This is a genomic window from Bradyrhizobium sp. FW305-F6, assembly GCF_058782905.1.
On the sequence record NZ_JBYSYD010000001.1, the window covers coordinates 724,373 to 742,469 of the forward strand.

Sequence of the window (18,097 nt, forward strand, 5' to 3'; positions counted from 1 at the left end):
GACGGTTTACAAACGGGGAATGGAGGACTGACAGGAATTCAAAAGTTGGCGGCATGTTATTCGCCCGACTCCCTAGCGGAATCGAACGAGAGCGTGTTTGACCGCAACTCTTTCGGCGTCATGGCCGGGCTTGACCCGGCCATCCACGCCTTGCCGCACGGAACATAGAACGTGGATGCCCGGGTCAAGCCCGGGCATGACGAGTTTGTGGCGCGAATGTCCCCGACGACGTCTAGCGAGCGAGCGCGAAGCAACTACGTGAACAGCGTCGGATGCTGCCGCGCAGCGCGCTCCTGGGCTTCCACCACCGCGACCGCAGTCATGTTGAGGATTCCCCGCGCCGTCACCGAGGGGGTGAGGATGTGCGCCGGACGCGCCGGGCCGACCAGGATCGGGCCGACGGGCAGCGCGTCCGCCAGCGACTTGATCATCTGATAGGCGACGTTGGCGGTGTCCAGCGTCGGCATGATCAGGATGTTGGCCTCGCCCTCCAGCTTGGAATGCGGCAACACCAGCTTCCGCGCAGTGGCGGAGAGCGCGGTGTCGCCCTGCATCTCGCCGTCGGCCTCGATCTCCGGATGCTTGTCCTTCAGCAGCTGGGTCGCCAGCCGCATCTTGCGCGAGGAGTCGGTGTCGTAGCTGCCGAAATCCGAATGCGACACGAAGGCGATCTTCGGCTTGATGTTGAAGCGCTGGACGTGGACCGCGGCGAGCGAGGCGATCTCGGCGAGCTCTGCCGCGCTCGGATTGGGCCGCACCTGCGTGTCGGCGATGAAGAAGGCGCCCTTGCTGGTGATCATAAGCGCCAGCGCCGCATAGTCGCTGATGCCCGGGCAAAAACCGACGATCTCGCGGACATGGCGCAGATGGCTCATGTAGCGGCCCTCGACGCCGCACAGCATGGCATCCGCCTCGCCGCGCATCACCGCGAGCGCGGCGATCACCGTGTTGTTGGTGCGGACCACGGTGCGGGCCGCATCCGGCGTCACGCCGCGGCGGCCGGCGACCTCGACATAGGATTGCACATAGGAGCGATAGCGCGGATCGTCCTCGGGATTGACGAGGTCGAAATCCTTGCCCGCCTTGATCGACAGGCCGAAACGCTTGATGCGCGCCTCGACCACCGAGGGACGGCCGACCAGAATGGGGCGCGCCAGCTTTTCCTCCAGCACGACCTGGGTGGCGCGCAGCACGCGCTCGTCTTCGCCCTCGGCATAGATCACGCGCATCGGCTGGGTCTTGGCCTTGGCGAACACTGGCTTCATGACGAGGCCGGACCGGAAGGCGAAGCGCTCGAGCAGCGCGGTGTATTCGTCGAAATTGGTGATGGGACGCGTCGCGACGCCAGACTCCATCGCCGCCTTCGCCACCGCCGGCGCGATGCGGAGAATCAACCTGGGATCAAACGGGCTCGGGATCAGCGAGCCGGGGCCGAACCCTTGCGTCTCGCCGGTGTCGAAACCTTGCGCGACGGCGTCCGACGGCGCCTCGCGTGCGAGCTGCGCGATGGCTTCGACCGCGGCGTGCTTCATCTCCTCGTTGATGGCGCTGGCGCCGACATCGAGGGCACCGCGGAAGATGAAGGGAAAGCACAGGACGTTGTTGACCTGGTTCGGATAGTCGGAGCGGCCGGTGCAGATCATGGCGTCGGGGCGCACTTTTCGCGCTTCTTCCGGCATGATCTCGGGCGTCGGATTGGCAAGCGCCATGATGAGCGGCTTCTCGCCCATCGCCTTGGCCATTTCGGGCTTGAGCACGCCCGGCGCCGAGAGCCCGATGAAGATGTCGGCGCCGACGATGACGTCGGCCAGCGTGCGCTTGTCGGTCTTCTGCGCATAGACCGCCTTCCAGCGGTCCATCGAGGTGTTGCGGCCCTCGTGCACGAGGCCGTCGATGTCGCAGACCCAGATGTTCTTGCGCTGCGCGCCCATCGAGACCAGCAGATTGAGCGTCGCGATGGCCGCAGCCCCTGCTCCGGACGCCACGATCTTGACCTCGGACAGCTTCTTGCCGTTCAGGCGGAGACCGTTGGTGATGGCGGCGGCAACGATGATCGCGGTGCCGTGCTGGTCATCGTGGAACACCGGGATCTTCATGCGCTCCTTCAGGCGCGCTTCGATCTCGAAGCATTCGGGTCCCCTGATGTCCTCCAGATTGATGCCGCCGAAGGTCGGCTCCAGCGCCGCCACCGTTTCGACGACGCGGTCGATGGTGTCGGCGGCGATCTCGATGTCGAACACGTCGATGCCGGCGAACTTCTTGAAGAGGACGGCCTTGCCCTCCATCACCGGCTTGGAGGCTAGCGGACCGATATTGCCGAGGCCGAGCACCGCGGTGCCGTTGGAGACGACGGCAACCAGATTGGCGCGTGTGGTCAGCGTGGCGGCTTCGGCCGGATTCTTGGCGATCTCGGTGCAGGCCGCGGCGACGCCCGGCGAATAGGCCAGCGCGAGGTCGCGCTGGTTGGCAAGCGGCTTGCTTGCCTGGATCTCCAACTTTCCAGGGCGCGGCAGACGATGGTAGGCGAGCGCCGCCTGGTGGAGATCATCAGAATAGGACGACATGCGGTGTCTCGCCTCGCGTTACCGGCCTCAAAATGCACGATCCGAAGCCGCGGTCCAAGCAGACCGTATTTCCGGCTCATGGAAGCCGGATGAAGCACGCCGGGCGCCCCGGTGGCAACATCGGATTGCGTCCCCGTCAACAGGGCGCGCAGTCAAATATTTGAAAACCATAGCTTTCCCTGGACCGCGCGGCGTTTCGCGAATATGGCAGGTTGCGCGGTGCAAAACGAGCAACTGGAGCTGGGAATGAAGCGAATCCTGATCGGCCTGATCGTGGCAGCCGTGCTCGCCGCCGGTGGATGGTTCGGCTTCAATCTCTACATCCAGCACCGGGCCAACAGCGAGGTCGAGGCGGTGTTCGCGCAGATGCGCTCGGGCGGCGGCAAGGCGAGCCATGGCAAGATCGCGTTCGAACTCGCGACCCGGACGCTGACGATCGAGGACATCGCAGTCGAGCCCGCCCAGCCGCCGCTCGCCAACCTCAAGGCCGCAAAGCTCACAGCCGTCGGTGTGCGCCTTCCGGATGAGGGCCATTTCGCGGCGGACAGCATTGAGGTGTCCGGTGTCGAGGTCGCGCTCACCTACACGGATCGGGCGAAGCTGAAAGCGAGCTACAAGATCCCGCAGATCACCGCACGCGACTTTGGCGGTCCCATCCGTGCAGCCGACGCGCCGCTGTCAGGCTCGATCCTCGACATGTACCGCTTCATGCTGGCGCAATACGCAACCGTTTCGGCGTCCTCGATCGCGGTACCGACGATTTCCGTCAATGTCGATGCGGGCGGCGGCAACGCCGGCAGCGGTGATTATGTCTATTCGGGTCTGTCGGTCCACAACGTCAACCGCGGCAAGGTCGAAACGGCAAAGACGGACCGTGTCACTTATTCGATCGACATGGCCCAGCCGGGCAAGCCCGCGAAAATGACCGGCGAGCTGTCAGGTCTCGCCGCCTACGATTTCGACGCAACCGCGGTGCGTGCTGCGCTCGATCAGCAAGGGACGAGCGACGACCAATTCCGCAGAATCTATCGGCGCGTCTCGGTCAACTCATATGTCGTGACGATGGCGCCGGGTGTGCGGGTGCAGATCGAGGGCATGGGCTTCGACGACATCGCGATCCGGCCCTCGAAATTCCGGCCGGCCGAGATCATCGCGCTGGTGCCGGTCGATGGCTCGATCCCGACGCCGGCGCAATCACGAGGCATGATCGAGAAGGTGGCGGACTTCTTCGACGGCTTCCAGATCGGCAAGGCCGAGATCGGCAGGCAAACGGTCGAGACGCCGCAAGGGACGGGACGGCTCAAGGCGGTCAAATACGATCAGGACAGGATTGCTCTGGAAGGCATCGACATGCCGCTGCCCCGGGGCCAATTCAAGATGGAGAGCTTCGCGCTGAAGTCGTTCAGCGCGGCAAACCTGATGCGCTGGGCGGCAAGCCTTCGAACCCCCGGGCAGCCCCCTTCGCCCGACCAGATGCTGGGCCTGTTCCGCGTGCTCGAAGGCGCCGAGGTCAAGGGCATGGTTGTGCCCCACAATACCGCGCGGCAGCCCATCACCGTTGACACGATCAGTCTCAACTGGGGTCAATTGGTGGGATCGATCCCGAGCAAGGCCAATCTGGTCGTGAAGATGGTCACACCGACCGATCCCGCCACTCCGGCGCTGCAGCCGCTGATCATGGCGGGCTTGGACAAGCTCGCGATCGACCTCGATCTCGGCGCGGCCTGGACGGAATCGTCGGGCGCCTTCGCGCTGGCGCCGGCCACGCTCGATCTGGGCAACCTCGCCAAGGCGCAGGTCAGTCTTGCGCTTGCCAAGGTGCCGCGCGACCTCTTCACCACGACGGGCCGGTCGGAGGCCATGGATCAGTTGGCGCAGGTCGAGACCGGCGCAATCGAGCTGTCCTTGCGCGACCGCGGCGTGGTCGATCTGATCGTGGCTCAGTTCGCGCGCATGCAGAATGTCAGCCGTGACGCCGCGCGTAGCGCCATCGTCGAGATGATCCGGGCCCAGGGCGAGAAGATCGCGGCCTCCAATCTCGACGCCAAGGTGGCAGTCGATGCCCTCGCCGGCTTCGTCGCAACCTCAGGGCAGACGCTGACCATCAAGCTGACCCCGTTCGGCAAGCTGCCGCTGCTTCAGCTGATCGACGTCCTCGACCACGAACCGATCATCGCGCTGGCGCAGTTCAGGATCGAGGCCTCGACGGGGCTGTAGGAGAGCTCTCCGCGTCCCGGACGCGCTGCGGCACGCAGTGACGCGGCGCAGAGCCCGGATCCAGAAAGCTGCTGAATACCGAGATGCATGAGCCCCGGCTCAGCAGCGCATCACTACGTGCTGCGCTGCGTCCGGGGCACGAGATCGAACTGCCGCAACCTCACTTCTGCGGCAGGTTCACCCGGATGTGCAGTTCGCGGAGCTGCTTCGTGGTGGCTTCCGAGGGCGCGCCCATCAGGAGGTCCATGGCCTGCTGGTTCATCGGGAACAGCGAGATCTCGCGCAAGTTATTGGTGCCACAGAGGAGCATCACGATGCGGTCGACACCGGCGGCCATGCCGCCATGCGGCGGCGCGCCGTACTGGAAGGCGCGGTACATGCCGCCGAAGCGGTCGACCACTTCCTGCTCGCCATAGCCTGCGATCTCGAACGCCTTCACCATGGCTTCCGGCACGTGGTTTCGGATGCCTCCCGAGGCGATCTCGTAACCGTTGCAGGTGATGTCGTACTGGAACGCCTTGATGGTGAGCGGATCCTGCGACTTCAGCGCCTCGAGGCCGCCCTGCGGCATCGAGAACGGGTTGTGCGAGAAGTCGACCTTCTTGTCGTCCTCGTTGTACTCGTACATCGGGAAGTCGACGATCCAGGCGAGCTCGAACCGCTCCTTGTCGATGAGGTTCAACTCCTCGCCGACCTTGTTGCGGGCGAGACCCGAGAACTTCCAGAACTTATCAGGATCGCCGGCGACGAAGAAGGCGGCATCGCCTTCCTTGACGCCGATCTGCGCGCGGATCGCGGCCGTGCGCTCGGGCCCGATGTTGTTCGCAAGGGGACCCGCGCCCTCGCCGCCCTCGCGCCACATGATGTAGCCGAGGCCGGGCTGGCCCTCGCCCTGCGCCCACGAGTTCATGCGGTCGCAGAACGCACGTGAGCCGCCGCCCGGTGCCGGGATCGCCCAGACCTGGTTCTTGGGATCTTCCAGCATGCGCGCGAACACCTTGAAGCCGGAGCCGCGGAAATGTTCGGAGACGTCCTGCATCTCGATCGGATTGCGCAAATCCGGCTTGTCGCTGCCGTATTTGCGCAGCGCCTCGGCGAACGGAATGCGGCGCCAGTTTTTGCTCACCGGCCTGCCCTTGGCGAACTCCTCGAACACGCCGGTGATGACGGGCTCCATCGCCGCGAACACGTCTTCCTGCGTCACAAAACTCATCTCGACGTCGAGCTGGTAGAACTCGCCCGGCAGGCGGTCGGCGCGCGGGTCCTCGTCGCGGAAGCAGGGCGCGATCTGGAAATAGCGGTCGAAGCCCGACATCATCAGCAGCTGCTTGTACTGCTGCGGCGCCTGCGGCAACGCGTAGAACTTGCCGGGATGGATCCGCGAGGGCACCAGGAAGTCGCGTGCGCCTTCCGGCGACGACGCGGTCAGGATCGGCGTGTTGAACTCGAAGAAGCCCTGCCCCTCCATGCGCCGGCGCATCGACTTGATGATCTCGATGCGCGTCATGATGTTCTGGTGCAGCTTCTCGCGCCGCAGGTCCAGGAAGCGGTACTTCAGGCGGATGTCTTCGGGATATTCCTGGTCGCCGAAGACAGGCAGCGGCAGGTCGCCGGCGGGGCCCAGCACCTCGATCTCGCTGATGTAGACCTCGACCTTGCCGGTCGGCAGATCGTCATTGTCGGTACCATCGGGGCGGCGCCGAACCTTGCCGTCCATCTTGACCACGAATTCCGAGCGCAGCTTTTCGGCCAGCGAGAACGCCGGCGAATCCGGATCGACCACGCACTGGGTCAGGCCGTAATGGTCGCGCAGGTCGATGAACAGCACGCCGCCATGGTCGCGCACGCGATGGACCCAGCCGGAGAGGCGGATCGTCTCGCCGATGTTGCTCTCGCGGAGCGCGCCGCATGTGTGTGACCGGTAGCGATGCATGGTCGTCCCAAAATCAATGTCGGAGGATGCGAATCGAACGGCCTGTCACGGCCGGTCCGAAGTTGCGGCAGGGTTTACCTCGCTAGGACCAAGGCGGCAACCAAGGGAACGCCCTGTTTTGGGCCGGAAGTGCCCATTTTCAGGGGCCGAGCCTTTGCCATCGGGCGTTCCAGCCCTATCTTGAGCCCATGACGGTGCATTTCCCCTTCCAGAACTCCTATTCGGCGCTGCCGGACAGCTTCTTTGCCCGCGTCGCGCCGACCCCGGTCGCCGCCCCCCGGCTGATCAAGCTGAACCGGCCGCTGGCGCTCCAGCTCGGGCTCGACCCGGACACGCTGGAGACCCCTGAGGGCGCGGCGATCCTGGCCGGCAAGACGGTTCCTGATGGAGCCGATCCGATCGCGATGGCCTATGCCGGCCACCAGTTCGGGCATTTCGTGCCGCAGCTCGGCGACGGCCGCGCCATCCTGCTTGGCGAGGTCATCGACAAGGACGGCGTCCGCCGCGACATCCAGCTCAAGGGATCCGGCCCCACCCCGTTCTCCCGCCGCGGCGATGGCCGCGCGGCGCTCGGCCCGGTCCTGCGCGAATACATCGTCAGCGAGGCGATGTACGCGCTCGGCATCCCGACCACGCGCTCGCTTGCCGCCGTCGTCACCGGCGAGCACGTCCTCCGCGAGACCGCGCTGCCCGGCGCGGTGCTGACCCGCGTCGCCTCCAGCCATATCCGCGTCGGCACCTTCCAGTTCTTCGCCAGTCGCCGCGACACCGAGGCGGTCCGCAGGCTCGCCGATCACGTCATCGCGCGCCATTATCCGGAGCTGCTGCAGGCCGATCGGCCCTATCACGCCCTGCTCGCCGCCGTGGCCGCGCGCCAGGCCGAGCTGATCGCGCGCTGGCTCTTGGTCGGCTTCATCCACGGCGTGATGAACACCGACAACTCGTCGATATCGGGCGAGACCATCGATTACGGCCCCTGCGCCTTCATGGATTCCTACAATCCCGCGCAGGTGTTTTCGTCGATCGACGAGATGGGCCGCTACGCCTATGCCAACCAGCCGCGCATCGGCTTGTGGAATCTGACGCGCCTCGCCGAATGCCTGCTGCCGCTGTTTTCGGACGAGCAGGAGAAGGCGGTGGCCGAGGCGCAGGACATTCTTGGCGCGTTCTCCGATACGTTCAGCGCCGCCTATCAGGCGGGCCTGCGCAGGAAGGTCGGCCTGTTCACGGAGCGCGACGGCGACGAGGCGCTGATCCAGGACCTGCTCGATGCCATGGCCAAGAACCAGGCCGACTTCACCCTGACCTTCCGCAAGCTCGGTGACGCTGCGGCCGATGACGGCGCCGACGTGCGCGGACAGTTCATGGAGCCCGCCGCCTTTGACGAATGGGCCGGCCGCTGGCGCGCGCGCATCGGGCTGGAGCCACAGAGCGCAGCCGAGCGGCGAGCCGCAATGGACGCCGTCAATCCCATGTTCATCCCGCGCAACCACCGCGTCGAAGCGGTGATCCAGGCCGCGGTGAACGACGACTACGCGCCGTTCGAGGAGCTGGTGAACGTGCTGGCGAGGCCGTTCGAGGACCAGCCGGACCATGCCGCCTACGCCGATCCGCCGTTGCCGGACCAGCGGGTACTGCAGACGTTTTGTGGGACGTGAGACGGTTCGACCACACCACTATCTGTAATTGACGCATTGAATGGACTGCGCCTGGCGCGGTCCATTCCTGTCCCCCGGGCCTTGTGGACACGTCCCGTCCGCCGGAACCGCTGTCATCAAACTGAAACACACGCGCTCTAACGGGCTGGCAGGGTTGTCTTGCCGGAGGCGCCCGTCCTCCAACCACAAAGCGCGCCATGCCCTTCAAGTTTATCCACCTCACCGACACGCATCTGGCCAACCCCGGCGCGACGCTCTACGGCCTCGATCCGCGCGCCCGGCTGGATGCTGCGATTGCGGACATCAACGCGCACCAGTCCGACGCCGCCTTCGCCGTGGTGAGCGGCGACCTCACCCATTGGGGCGAGGCTGACTCCTACGCCAATTTCGCCGAGGCGATGGCCGCGCTGAAGATGCCCTACATCGCCATGGTCGGCAATCACGACAAGCGCGTCACCTGCCTCGACGCGCTGAAGGCCGCGCCGCGCGATGCCAACGGCTTCGTGCAGGGCACGCGCACCACCGAGCACGGCCTGTTCGTCTTCCTCGACACGCTGGACGAGACCAGCCATGCCGGCGAGATGTGCGCAAAGCGTCTCGGTTGGCTGGCGAGCACGCTCGCCGCCGCGCCCGCCGACCAAGAATTCGTCGTGTTCATGCACCATCCGCCCTTCCCGGTCGGCGTCCACGCGATGGACGACATCGGGCTGAAGCAGAGCGCCGAATTCGTCGAGGTGATCGCGCCTTATCGGGCTCGCATCCGCCATCTGTTCTTCGGCCACGTGCACCGGCCGATCTTCGGCAGTTTTGGCAAGATCCCGTTCTCGACCCTGCGCGGCACCAACCACCAGGTCTGGTTCGAGCTCAATCCCGGCGCGCCGCACCTCGCCAGCCACGAGCCGCCGGCCTATGGCGTCGTGCTGATCGACGACGACAATCTCGTCGTGCATAGCCACGACTTCCTCGACACCAGCCTGCGTTTCCCGTTCGAGCCGCCGGCGGGCGTGGACGGCCGCGACTACGCGCTCAACTTCGTGGCACGGTGAGATGAGCCTCGCTGAACCCGCGGCTCTCCCGGTCGCGACGTCGGCGGCACCGCGTTGGCACGTCCTGAAGCGTTTCACCGGCAGCGTTAAAGCCTCGCTGCCGGCCTATCTGCTGCTGCTGCCCTCGCTGGTCTTCCTCGCGCTGTTCACCTATGGCGCGATGGGCCGCGTCTTCATCGATGCGCTGTATCAGCGCGCGACGCCGAAGGCGCCGGTCCGCTTCGTCGGCCTCGACAACATCAGCGCGGTGCTGGCCGATCCCGCCTTCACCGGCGCGGTCGTCAACAATTTGATCTACGCCATCGGCACGACGGTGCCGAGCATCGCCCTGGCGCTGCTGTTCGCGCTGGCGCTGGCACGCACCCATGCCGTGAGCAGCGCGCTGCGCGCCGCGCTGTTCCTGCCCGTGCTGATCCCGATGGTCGCGGCCTCCGCGCTGTTCATGTTCATCTTCCTGCCCAATGTCGGCCTGCTCGACTACTACATCGGCCGGCTGCTTCCGGTATTGCCGAACTGGCTCGGCGATCCCGACGTCGCGCTCTACGCAATCATGGTGATCACGATCTGGAAGAACGCCGGCTATTACATGCTGTTCTTCCTGGCCGGCCTGCAGGCCGTGCCCGAAGACGTGATGGAGGCCGCCCATCTCGACGGCGCCGGCCCCTACCAGCGGCTGCGCCACATCATCCTGCCGGAGCTGAAGCCAACCTTCCTGTTCGTCATCGTGATCGCCACGCTCAACGCGGTGACGCAGGTCGACCACGTCTTCGTCATGACCCAGGGCGGGCCGTCCAATTCGACCAATCTCGTGCTGTTCTACATCTACCAGCAGGCGGTCGAGCACTACGACATCGGCAAGGCCTCGGCGGCGACGCTGCTGACGCTGGCCGCGCTGATGGGCCTGACCGCGCTCTCCTTCCGCACCATGGCGAACCGCGAGGGCGGGTCATGAAGCTGATCGACCGGCTCTACAGGGAGGCCCCGCTCGCCACGCGCAATGAGATCACGCCGAAGCTCGGCTTTCTGCTGACGGTGTTGCTCGCGATGGTCTGGCTCATCCCCTTCCTGTGGATGATCGTGGCGACGCTGCGTCCGGCCTCCGACGGCATCAACCTCATGGCCGACCTGATGCCGAGCCTGAAGCCGACGCTCGACAACGTCAGGGATGCCTGGGAGATCGGCGATTTCCCGCGCTACACGCTCAACACCACGATCATCTGCGCCGGCATCCTCCTGGTGCAGTTCGTTACGATCACGCTGGCGGGCTTTGCCTTTGCGCGCCTGAAGTTCGCCGGCAAGACGCCGATCTTCTACCTGTTCCTGATGCAGCTGATGCTGGTGCCGGTGCTGCTGATCGTGCCGAACCTGAGCCTGGTCGCGCAGCTCGGCCTCTACGACACGCTCACCGGCGTGATGATGCCGTTCTTCGCCTCCGCCTTCGGCACCTTCCTGATGCGTCAGGCCTTCGAGGCGATTCCGACGGAGCTGGAAGACGCCGCCCTGATCGACGGCGCCAGCCTGCTCCAGCGCATCCGCCACATCTACGTGCCGCTGTCGATGCCGAGCTTCTCGGCCTTCGCCATCATCTCGGTGACCAGCCACTGGAACGACTTCCTGTGGCCGCTGATGGTGATCAATTCGCCCGACAAGCGGCCGCTCACGGTCGGCCTCTCCGTCTTCACCAAGACCGCCGAGGGCACGCAGGCCTGGGGCACGATCGCCGCGGGCACGTTGATGGTGATCGGCCCGCTGCTCGTCACCTTCCTGATCTTCCAGAAGCGCTTCATCAGCTCTTTCGTCACCTCAGGCATCAAATAGGAGATTTTTCGATGCTGTTCTCCCGCAGGCTCATGCTCGGCCTTGCCATGATAGGCACCATGGCAGGCGCCCTCGCCGTCCCGGCGAAGGCCGAAGGTCCCACCGAGATCGATCTGTTCTTCCCCGTCCCTGTCGACGGAAAGCTCGCCCGCGACATGGGCACCTTGATCAAGGAGTTCAACGAGACCCATCCCGGCGTCAAGGCGACCGCGGTCTACACCGGCTCCTATGACGACACGCTGATCAAGACGCGCGCTGCGATCAAGGCCGGCAAACCGCCGGCCGCGGTGATCATGTCGGCGAACTTCCTGCTCGACATGCAGATCGAGAACGAGCTCACCAATCTCGACAGCCTGATCGCTGCGGACGGCAGCACCAAGGAGAAGTTCCTCAGCCAGTTCTTCCCTGCGCTGCACGGCAACGCGGTGATCAACCGCTCGGTCTACGGCGTGCCGTTCCACAATTCGACGCCGCTGCTCTACATCAACGCCGACAAGGCCAAGGAAGCGGGCCTCGATCCGAGCAAGCCGCCGCAGACCTGGGCCGAACTCACCGACTGGGCCAAGAAGCTGACCAAGCGCGAGGGCGACAAGGTGACCCAATGGGGCATCGCGATCCCCTGCGCCTACGATTATTGCGGCTGGATGATGGAAACGCTCACCATGAGCAATGGCGGGCGCTACTACAACGAGGAGTTCGGCGGCGAGGTCTATTACGACACGCCCTCAATGCTGGGTGCGCTCTCCTGGTGGAACGACCTCATCTACAAACACAAGGTCCATACGCCCGGCGCAACGCCCGGCCCTGCCGTCAGCACCTCCTTCATCTCGGGCAACGCCGCGATGATGATGCTGTCGACGGGCTCGCTCACTTACGTGCGCGACAACGCCAAGTTCAACTACAAGGTCGCCTTCATCCCGCGCAACGTCCGCAACGCGGTGCCGATCGGCGGCGCCTCCCTGATCATGCCGGCCGGCCTCGAGGCCGAGAAGCAGAAGGCGGCGTGGACGCTGATCAAGTGGATGACCTCTCCGGAGAAGAGCGGCTGGTGGAGCCGCGCCACCGGCTATTTCGCGCCCAACATGGCCGCCTACAAGACGCCGGAGATGGTCGAATTCCTGAACAAGAACCCGGACGCCAAGACCGCCGTCGAGCAGCTCGACGTCGCCAAGCCCTGGTTCGCCACCTACAAGACCGTCCCGGTCCGCAAGAATCTCGAGGACGAGGTGATGCTGGTCCTCAACGGCAAGAAGCAGCCGAAGGAAGCCCTCGCCGCCGCCCAGAAGGCGGCCGACGAGACGCTGAAGCCGTACAACGCGGAGACCTCGCTGAAGCTGCCGTAAGCCTACGCCCTCGTCATCATGCCCGGGCTTGTCCCGCCTACGCGGCCGTAGCCGCTTCGGCGCGGCGAAGGCCCGGGCCTCCACGAGCTTTTGCCAAGAGAACGTGGATGGCCGGGACAAGCCCCGGCCATGACGACCGAGCGGAATCGCGTCGTTAACCCCCCGTCCACCATCCGGCCCGGCCCGTCGCCGGTAACCACGAGAATTAACAGACCCTCAACGCACGCCCGACAAATCTATCAATGTTTCTGGAGGTTTCGCCGTGGATCTGTTGGTTATCGAGTTCCTTGGGCTGGCGCTTGTCGCCATGTGCGTGCTCGTGGTTGCGCTGCCCTGCGCGCGAAAATCCTCGCAGCGGGTCCGCTACGAATAGGAATTTGGTCGGAAAGCGTCGATTCCGGCCCGATGCAAGGCTCGAATTCGCTTAGAGCCCCTTGACATCACAGTGCTTTCGGCAGAACGGCTGATATCAAGTGTCATGGGCCGTTCATGGATTTGATTGCCACCACCGCTGACCTCGCGGCTGCCTGCAGCCGGTTGGCCAAGCACCCCGTCATAACAGTCGATACCGAGTTCCTGCGCGAGACCACCTATTACCCGCTGCTGTGCGTGGTGCAGATGGCCAGCCCCGAGGAAGCCGTCGTCGTCGACGCCCTGGCCGAGGGCATCGACCTCAAGCCGTTCTTCGAGCTGATGGGCAACGAGGGCGTGCTGAAGGTGTTTCACGCCGCCCGCCAGGACATCGAGATCGTCTGGCACCAGGCGGGTATCATCCCGCATCCGGTGTTCGACACCCAGGTGGCCGCGATGGTGCTCGGTTACGGCGACAGTATCGCCTACGACGCGCTGGTCGAGAAGGTGACTGGCCACCGCCCGGACAAGACCCACCGCTTCACCGACTGGTCGCGCCGGCCGCTGAGCAAGGAGCAGATGCACTACGCGGTGTCGGACGTCACCCATCTGCGCGACGTGTTCGCAGCGCTCGACGCCGACCTGAAGAAGCGCCACCGCAGCGAGTGGGTCTCGATCGAGATGGAGGTCCTGACCTCGCCCCGCACCTATGATTTCCATCCCGAGCGCGCCTGGGAGCGGCTGAAGACGCGGGTCCGCAAGCCGAAGGATCTCGCGGTGCTGATGGAGGTTGCGGCCTGGCGCGAGCAGGAAGCGCAGAGCCGCGACGTGCCGCGCGGCCGCGTGCTGCGCGACGAGGCCATCACCGACATCGCGACCCACGCGCCGACTACGCTGGAGAAGCTCGCGAATCTGCGCTCGGTGCCGAAGGGCTTCGAGAAATCCAAATGGGGCGCCGACATCGTCGCCGCGGTCGAGCGCGGGCTGGCGCGGGACTTCTCGAAGCTGCCCAAGCTGGAGAAGCCGCGCAACAATTCCAACGGCGCGGCCATCGTCGAGCTGTTGAAGGTCCTCTTGCGGATGACCGCCGAGCGCCACGCAGTCGCGAGCAAGGTGATCGCGACCGTCGACGACCTCGAAGAGATCGCCGCGGACGATGAGGCCGACGTGCCCGCCTTGCGCGGCTGGCGCCGCGAGCTGTTCGGCGATGCCGCGCTGAAGCTGAAGCGCGGCGAGCTGGCGCTGGCGATCGAGAAAGGCCGCGTGATCGGGGTGCAGCGGGCTTAACTGGCCAATCCGTCATCCCCGCGCAACGGCGAAGCCGTTGTCGCTGGAGGTGCGAGTGGCGCGATGCAAAGCATCGCGCCGGGAGCCTCGAAGGATGAGCGGCACCGCTGCCGCCGCTCCGAGAGAGCCGGGCCGTCGCCCTTCGAGGGCCGCTGAAGAAGCGGCCACCTCAGGGTGACGGTTTTAGTATCTGGGCTTACTGGTTTCAAATCGTAATTGCGAAGAGGAGCGAAGCCCTACGCCGGCGTCAGCTTGGCCACTTCGCCCTTCATGTCGTTCAGCACGCCGGAGATCGCCGCGACCAGTTCGTCGATCTGGGCCTTGGTCGTGATCAGCGGCGGGCAGATGGCGATGGCATCGAGCATGTTGCGCGAGATCACGCCGCGCTCCTGGAGCATGCGGCTGGCCATGCCGCCGACGGCGCCGGGCGTGCTGGCGGCGGTCTTGCGCCCCTTGTCGAGCACGAGCTCGAGCGCGGCGATCATGCCGACGCCACGGACCTCGCCGACCAGCGGGTGGCTGTTGAGCTCACGTAAGCGGCCCTGCATATAGCCGCCGAGCTCGGCGGCATGCGCGACGAGGCCCCGCTCCTCGATGATCTTGAGGTTCTCCAGCGCAATGGCCGAGCCGACCGGATGGCCACCCGCGGTGAAACCGTGTCCGAGCACACCGATCCTGTTGCTCTCGTCCGCGATCGGCTCGAACATGCGGTCGTTCAGGATGATCGCCGACAGCGGGAAATAGCTCGAGGTGATCTGCTTGGACACCACCATCGCGTCGGGCTTGATGCCGTAGGTCTCGCAGCCGAACATCTTGCCGGTGCGGCCGAAGCCGCAGATCACCTCGTCGGCAACCAGCAGGATGTCGTATTTCTTCAGCACGGCCTGGATCTTGTCCCAATAGGTCGCCGGCGGAACGACGACGCCGCCCGCGCCCATCACCGGCTCGCCGAAGAAGGCGGCGATCGTATCGGGCCCCTCCTGCTGGATCAGCGCGTCGAGCTCCTCGGCACGGCGGGTCGCGAAGGCTTCCTCGCTCTCGCCGGGGGCACCGTCCTTGTAGAAGTGCGGCGAGCCCGTGTGCAGGATGTTCGGCAGCGGCAGGTCGAACGAGCGGTGGTTGTTCGGCAGGCCGGTGAGGCTCGCCGACGCGATGGTAACGCCGTGATAGGCGCGCATCCGGCTGATCACCTTCTTGCGCTGGGGCTGGCCGAGCGCGTTGGAGCGATAGGCAATCAGCTTCAACACGGTGTCGTTTGCTTCCGAACCGGAATTCGTGAAGAACACCTTGCTCATCTTGACAGGCGCGATTGCCACCAGCTTCTCGGCGAGGTCGATCGAGGGACCGTGCGACTTGGCAGAGAACGTGTGGTAGAACGGCAGCGCCTGCATCTGCTTGTACGCCGCCTCGACCAGCCGCTTCTCGTTGAAGCCGAGCCCGACGCTCCAGAGCCCCGCCATGGCTTCGAAATAGCGTTTGCCGCTCGCGTCGAAGACGTAGGGCCCCTCGCCGCGCTCGATGACCAGGGGACCGGCCTGCTGATGGGCGCGCGCGTTGGTATAGGCATGGAGCTGGTAGGCTACATCCCGGGCTTCTTGCGAATTGGGCAGCATGGACATTGCTAGAGATCCTTGAAAGCGTCGCATCGCAGGCAGAGCCGGCGTCATCAGTCGATGGCAAGTACCTCGCTCAAGTACTTGGCTGCCTACTTGGCTATTGCCACAGCGCAAAACTTGCAACGCCAATTCGTGGGCGGCAAGCGCTCAGCAGCGATGCACAAAGCCGCACATGACTGGAATCGGGCATCACAGCCGGAACGCCAGCTCACGCCGCGCCGTCGTCCCCGTCATCGCTCGCGGCGACGGCTTCCCTCACCTCGACCAGGGCCATCGAGAGCAGATAGACCGTCGTCGGCAGGCCAAGCCTGCGCGCCCGCTCGGCGGCACGCGTCAGATCGCTGGCCAGCTCCTCGAGCTCGTCTCCCCGCGACAATTCTCACCCCATCCACCGGTCGCGGCAGCCTACGCCGCAACGGCGCCGCTGGCTCTGATCAGTTCAGCGCTGGACTGGATCGTAGCAAAATTCGCGATGACATTCACTACCGCATGCCTGTAGGCGACGGCATCGTCCGCGCCTGGCTGCCGGCAAGCCACGGCGTCAGCGACCACATGGTAGCGATGGCTGCGGTGAAAACCCTCGATGGCGGTGGCCAGGATGGTCTCGTCCAGGGAAAAGCCGACCAGAATGCAGCGCGTCGTCCGGATACTGGACATGTGGTCCACGAACCGCGCCGAGCTATAGGCGGACGGCAGCGGGTGCTCGAACGTCATCTCTCCCGGCCGCGGCCTGGTCTGCGCGATCCAATCCGTCAGCCTGGATGACGGATTGAACCAGGCCGCCTGCGCGATGCGCTTCAGATGCATCACCGGCCAAAGATTGCCGCGCCACAGCGTCAGCAGTTCCAGACAACGCGCGGCCGTCGCATCGCCGTCCACGATGACATGGCGGCGGCCGGGGGTCAGGTACTCGACCTGGAGATCCGCACAGACCAGGATCGGCGGGTCATCGTGCATGGAAGCCAGCATTGTGTTGCGTGTAGCTGCACCCGTTTCAGCGATCGGCGAGAGCGAGGTCCCGCAGCGGTGAGGTCACCGACCGCCCCGCTGAGGCATCGAGCACGCCGGGCCGATCCCAGTCGCCCTCGGGACGGATGATCACATAGGGATCGCTGTCCAGCGTGATGGCGTCCGGACCCGGCTCGATCTCCAGCAGCATCTCGGTGTAGGAAAAATCGGAGAATGTGATCTTGCGATTGTGACCGAGCGGCTTGGCGCCGAAATGGGCCCAGAAATCGACCAGCCGGTCCTGCGCCTGACCGTAGATCTTGCGAAAGCCCTTGCGCTTCACATAGTCGACGCTGGCCTGCACCAGCTTGAACGAGACGCGCGAGCGCCGATATTGGTGACGCACCGCCAGCCGCTCCACCTTGGCGAAATCGCCGAAGAAGCGCACCCGCAGGCAGCCCGCAGGCTCGTTGCCGACGAAGCCGATGAAATGCGCGGCAACCATGTCGTTGCCGTCGAACTCCTCCTCGAACGGACAATCCTGCTCGGCGAGATAGACCGCCGAGCGGATGGCGGTCACGAGCATGAGGTCGCTCGGATCGCGCGCGAGGCGGATGGTGATGGCGCGAGAACAGGGCTTGGCGACAGGAATTCTAGTACCGTGCATCTGCAAAGCTCCTTGACTGGATGATCGCGCCCGGCATGCGCATGGGGTGCCGATGCCAGGGGCGCTCGTAGCACCAAAGGTCGGGTTGAAAGCTCGGGACAGGCACAAAGCCCGTCGCCTTCATGATATCGCGTCCGGCCTCCGTTGACGGCTGCGCATAGCAATCCGCGCCGCGATACCTTATCTGCCGCAGATGAGCCGCGGCCTTGCCGAGACCGGCGATGCCGCGCCCCGTCGCCGCGATCGCCCAGATGTAGATGGCTGCGACGTCCTCGTTCGCCGACGCGAGATAGCGCGTCTCGGGCGCGGTGAGGCAGATCTCGTCGAGCAGCAGTGCATCGTGTCCGCGGTCATTGAGAAACAGGAAGGCCATGCCGCCGACGAGCTTGCCTTTCCGCCTGAACGTCAGAATGCTCTGAGGATCGAGCGTGAAGTATCGCGCAAGCTCCCCCGTGCCGATCTGCACCCCGGGCACCAGCCGGTGCGCCATTTCCGAAAGTTCCGCAATTTCGGAAAATTGCGCACAGCGAACATCGACATCCGGACTCAGCGGCAAGGCATCGAAATCGTGCCTTGCGGCAAACGAGCCCCTTTCCATACTCATATCACGCCTCTATCGTTCGAGGCTTTCATGCCCCGCTATGCCGAT

Annotated in this window: 14 protein-coding genes; 7 read left to right on the forward strand and 7 right to left on the reverse strand. The window is 65.0% G+C overall.

The window, feature by feature from the left end; genetic code table 11:
- Positions 1-254: 254 nt before the first annotated feature.
- Complete coding sequence (locus tag AC3WLX_RS03595; protein WP_492334715.1) at positions 255-2,564, reverse strand: NADP-dependent malic enzyme; 2,310 nt, start codon at positions 2,562-2,564, stop codon at positions 255-257.
- A gap of 246 nt (positions 2,565-2,810) precedes the next feature.
- Here AC3WLX_RS03595 and AC3WLX_RS03600 point away from each other — a divergent pair, with 246 nt between their 5' ends.
- Positions 2,811-4,781 carry an aq_1923 C-terminal domain gene (locus AC3WLX_RS03600; RefSeq protein WP_492334716.1) on the forward strand — a complete coding sequence of 657 codons (1,971 nt, stop codon included), beginning with the start codon at positions 2,811-2,813 and terminating at the stop codon, positions 4,779-4,781.
- Between the two features lie 160 nt (positions 4,782-4,941).
- Here AC3WLX_RS03600 and aspS read toward each other — a convergent pair whose 3' ends face one another.
- Positions 4,942-6,714 (reverse strand): aspartate--tRNA ligase, encoded by a 1,773-nt coding sequence (gene aspS, locus AC3WLX_RS03605; RefSeq protein WP_492334717.1) that lies wholly within the window; start codon positions 6,712-6,714, stop codon positions 4,942-4,944.
- Positions 6,715-6,902: 188 nt separating this feature from the next.
- Here aspS and AC3WLX_RS03610 point away from each other — a divergent pair, with 188 nt between their 5' ends.
- The 6 genes from AC3WLX_RS03610 to rnd all read left to right on the forward strand — a co-directional run bounded on the left by AC3WLX_RS03610 (position 6,903) and on the right by rnd (position 14,217).
- Positions 6,903-8,372: a protein adenylyltransferase SelO gene (locus AC3WLX_RS03610; RefSeq protein ID WP_492334718.1), complete on the forward strand. Its 1,470-nt coding sequence runs from the start codon at positions 6,903-6,905 to the stop codon at positions 8,370-8,372.
- 197 nt (positions 8,373-8,569) lie between these two features.
- Positions 8,570-9,418 (forward strand): phosphodiesterase, encoded by an 849-nt coding sequence (locus AC3WLX_RS03615; RefSeq protein ID WP_492334719.1) that lies wholly within the window; start codon positions 8,570-8,572, stop codon positions 9,416-9,418.
- 1 nt (position 9,419) lies between these two features.
- Complete coding sequence (locus AC3WLX_RS03620) at positions 9,420-10,370, forward strand: carbohydrate ABC transporter permease (RefSeq protein ID WP_492334720.1); 951 nt, start codon at positions 9,420-9,422, stop codon at positions 10,368-10,370.
- On the forward strand, positions 10,367-11,236 hold the full coding sequence (locus AC3WLX_RS03625; protein ID WP_291620248.1) for a carbohydrate ABC transporter permease: 870 nt from the start codon (positions 10,367-10,369) through the stop codon (positions 11,234-11,236). The genes AC3WLX_RS03620 and AC3WLX_RS03625 overlap by 4 nt, the downstream gene beginning before the upstream one ends.
- A gap of 11 nt (positions 11,237-11,247) precedes the next feature.
- A complete protein-coding gene (locus AC3WLX_RS03630) occupies positions 11,248-12,579 on the forward strand; it encodes an ABC transporter substrate-binding protein (RefSeq protein ID WP_492334721.1) in 1,332 nt (443 codons plus the stop codon).
- A 489-nt stretch (positions 12,580-13,068) separates the two neighbouring features.
- Positions 13,069-14,217, forward strand: coding sequence for a ribonuclease D (rnd, locus tag AC3WLX_RS03635; RefSeq protein ID WP_492334722.1), 1,149 nt, complete (start codon positions 13,069-13,071; stop codon positions 14,215-14,217).
- Positions 14,218-14,453: 236 nt separating this feature from the next.
- On the opposite strand, the gene AC3WLX_RS03640 is transcribed toward rnd, so the two are convergent.
- From AC3WLX_RS03640 to AC3WLX_RS03660, 5 genes are all read right to left on the reverse strand, one after another.
- Complete coding sequence (locus AC3WLX_RS03640) at positions 14,454-15,836, reverse strand: aspartate aminotransferase family protein (RefSeq protein ID WP_492334723.1); 1,383 nt, start codon at positions 15,834-15,836, stop codon at positions 14,454-14,456.
- A 205-nt stretch (positions 15,837-16,041) separates the two neighbouring features.
- Positions 16,042-16,209 carry a hypothetical protein gene (locus AC3WLX_RS03645; RefSeq protein WP_291627782.1) on the reverse strand — a complete coding sequence of 56 codons (168 nt, stop codon included), beginning with the start codon at positions 16,207-16,209 and terminating at the stop codon, positions 16,042-16,044.
- Positions 16,210-16,238: 29 nt separating this feature from the next.
- On the reverse strand, positions 16,239-16,802 hold the full coding sequence (locus AC3WLX_RS03650) for an isochorismatase family protein (protein WP_492334724.1): 564 nt from the start codon (positions 16,800-16,802) through the stop codon (positions 16,239-16,241).
- Between the two features lie 25 nt (positions 16,803-16,827).
- Positions 16,828-17,448, reverse strand: coding sequence for a GNAT family N-acetyltransferase (locus tag AC3WLX_RS03655; protein ID WP_025035882.1), 621 nt, complete (start codon positions 17,446-17,448; stop codon positions 16,828-16,830).
- A complete protein-coding gene (locus tag AC3WLX_RS03660) occupies positions 17,435-18,052 on the reverse strand; it encodes a hypothetical protein (protein ID WP_492334725.1) in 618 nt (205 codons plus the stop codon). Before AC3WLX_RS03660 ends, AC3WLX_RS03655 begins: the two co-directional genes overlap by 14 nt.
- Positions 18,053-18,097: the final 45 nt, after the last annotated feature.